1 protein-coding gene and 1 pseudogene are annotated in these 2624 nt (G+C 44.1%); both read right to left on the bottom strand.

Going from position 1 to position 2624, the window contains the following annotated elements; all coding sequences use genetic code 11:
* Positions 1 to 639: pseudogene (locus PX636_RS20150) on the bottom strand (aminomethyl-transferring glycine dehydrogenase); the annotation flags it as partial.
* Positions 640 to 747: 108 nt separating this feature from the next.
* Positions 748 to 2373 carry an ArnT family glycosyltransferase gene (locus tag PX636_RS20145; protein WP_288118512.1) on the bottom strand — a complete coding sequence of 542 codons (1626 nt, stop codon included), beginning with the start codon at positions 2371 to 2373 and terminating at the stop codon, positions 748 to 750.
* Positions 2374 to 2624 lie beyond the last annotated feature (251 nt).

The raw sequence follows: 2624 nt of genomic DNA, 5'->3' as shown, positions 1-2624 counted from the left end.
TTCAATCGTTTGGGGATGGCAACTACTAGAGATAAAGAAAGCATTGGCTTTAGTTTTACATAGTCCGTAACTCATGCTCATCGCTTCTGCGGCTGCTGTTCCTTCATCGAGGAGGGAAGCGTTAGCAATTTCCAGACCGGTTAAGCTAGTGATGAGAGTTTGGAAGTTTAAGAGAGCTTCTAAGCGTCCTTGGGCGATTTCCGCTTGATAGGGAGTATAGGCGGTGTACCAACCCGGATTTTCTAGGATGTTGCGGAGAATTACCGGCGGGGTGATACAGTCATGGTAGCCCATGCCAATAAAGGAGCGAAATACCTGATTTTTGGAGGCAATAGCTTTTAATTGGGCAAGAGCGGCGTATTCACTCAAGGCAGGTGCTAGATTAAGGCTTTTTTGTAAACGAATTCCTGACGGGACAGTTTTAGCGATTAACTCCTCAACAGTAGCAACACCCAAAACCGCCAGCATTTTCTCGATTTCCGTCTCCGTCGGCCCAATGTGACGGTTAACAAAGCTATCGGTACAGTCTAGCAGGTCTTGCAGGTCAGCAGGAGCGAATTCCTCGGTTTTCTCGGCCGTAATTGACCTATTTAGCATATTAATCTCGGTTTCAACAATTACAAAAGTGTTGCGTTTCATCGCTAGGGGTGATTTTAACGCAACTTGTAAAATTTTTGTAATATTTGAAGCCCGCAAGTTAAAGTCTCAGCTAATTTGCTATCGAAAGTATGCACAAAATTAACCTCACTACTGCTTTGTCACCAAAAACCAACCGGAATCCGTGGACTCGATCACCTTTAATCCTTCTAAATCAGTAGCTTCTTTGGTTTGACGATCGATAATTAGGTAGGGTTGCTTGTGACTTTGCCAATAATTGATTAATTCTTCAGCAGCAAGGGGAAAAACCCGACGACCACTATAAAAATTTAATGAGGGGCGCTCGTAGGCAAAAGCAATATAAACAGGGTGATCGGCCGGCACATATTTCTGCACTAAACTCGCCACCGGTTTGACGGGGAAATTCTCATTTAATTCCCAGATCCACAGGGGAGAATTGACAAAAATAAACAAAGAAACCAACATTCCCCAGAGTAAAACCACGCTGAATTGTTCCGAGCGCCGAGCTAACAAAATCGCCGTTGTCACCATGGTCAAGGAAAGTGACAATAAGGTTAAAAGAATTAAGGGATGGATAGGTTCGATAGCGGCAAAATTACCTGGAAAATAGACCATTAAAGCTAATAAACCCGCCACAACGCCGATAATACCCAGAATAATTGACCAGATTGGATTATAGGGGCGATCAATGGGAAGATTACCCACTTGCGCCAAGGCATAACCGGCCGCTAAAGCCAAGGCCGGATAGATCGGCAGAATATACCAAGGCAACTTGGTCGCCATTACCGAAACCACCAACAAATAAACACCCGTCCAAACTAACAGTAACTTCGCCCAACTGTAGAGATGTTCCTGACGGGCTAAACGTAAACCCCAAACCGAGAAAATTAACCAAGGCCAACTATATTTAAGAATTTCCAGCAGATAATACCAAAACGGTCCGCGATGATTGTCCAGATCGTCACTAACTCGCTTTAACTGTTGAACAAAAAGGGAATCGAGAAACTCCCGCTCGTAGTGCCAAAATTGGGTGCTATACCAGGCAAAAGCGGGGGTTGCTCCCAACAACCAACCCGACCAAAAATAGGCAGACGTTAATAACCGGGGGGTATCCCAGAGCAGAAAAATCAAGCCGATACCCGCCAATAATAGCCCCATAATACCCTTAGTCAGACAAAGGAGGGCAAATCCTAACCCCGCCCCCAGAGACCAGCGTAAATCGCGCCGTGAGCGCAGTAAACAGACAAACATCAGCATTTCAAAACACAATACCGCTCCATCCAACATGGCTAAACGGCCATGACGCACCACCGGCAAAAGAGTTAGATAGATCAAGGCCGATAGTAAAGCTGGTAAACGAGCGGGAAAAATTTCTCGACCGAGAAGGTAGAGGAGCGGCACCGATAAAGCTGTTAAAAAAGCGGGAATTAGTCTCGTATTGGCCTCATTGATGCCCCCGAAATGGTAGGTTAGACCAATCAAACTATGAATCAACGGCGGTTTATTCAGGTAGGGATCACCCCAAAAACTGGGAAATAACCAGCGCAATTGTTCCAGTGGGGTTTGGCTAATTTCCTTGGCCACCTGAGCGATGGTCGCTTCATCCCAATCCCGCAAGGGTAAATTACCTAATCCCACTAGATAGATAATTAAGGCCGCTATTAATAATCCCAGTAAACACAGAAATTCTTTAAAATTTTCTCTCTGACGCAATTTATAACCAGAATATCCCCAAGTAAATTTTTGACGGTTCATAAGCTAGGTCAGTTATCAGTAAACAGTAATCAGTAAACAGTAATCAGTAAACAGTAATCAGTAAGGCTCTCCTAGACTGGTTATAGCAAATTAGTAGTTTCAATGAGCCTAATCCCTTAAATAGCCTAGAATCCAACCAAGCAAAAAGCTTTGATTATTTTGGTTCTTCGGTTTGTGTTATGCAATGGACGGGAGTTATAAGGGGTGAAACCCTTATATAGAAAGACATGGCTGCGATTTTTGCCAATTGT

Origin of the sequence: Microcystis sp. M53598_WE2, from assembly GCF_030067735.1 — a bacterium.
In the GTDB taxonomy this organism is placed as follows: Bacteria; Cyanobacteriota; Cyanobacteriia; order Cyanobacteriales; family Microcystaceae; genus Microcystis; species Microcystis aeruginosa.
Note: the sequence above shows the minus strand (reverse complement) of the source record. Positions and strands in the feature narration are given on the sequence as shown.

What these genes read in the sequence shown, in the direction of transcription:
- PX636_RS20145 (WP_288118512.1), bottom strand. Translation starts at nt 2,373, where the DNA reads ATGAACCGTCAAAAATTTACTTGGGGATATTCTGGTTATAAATTGCGT.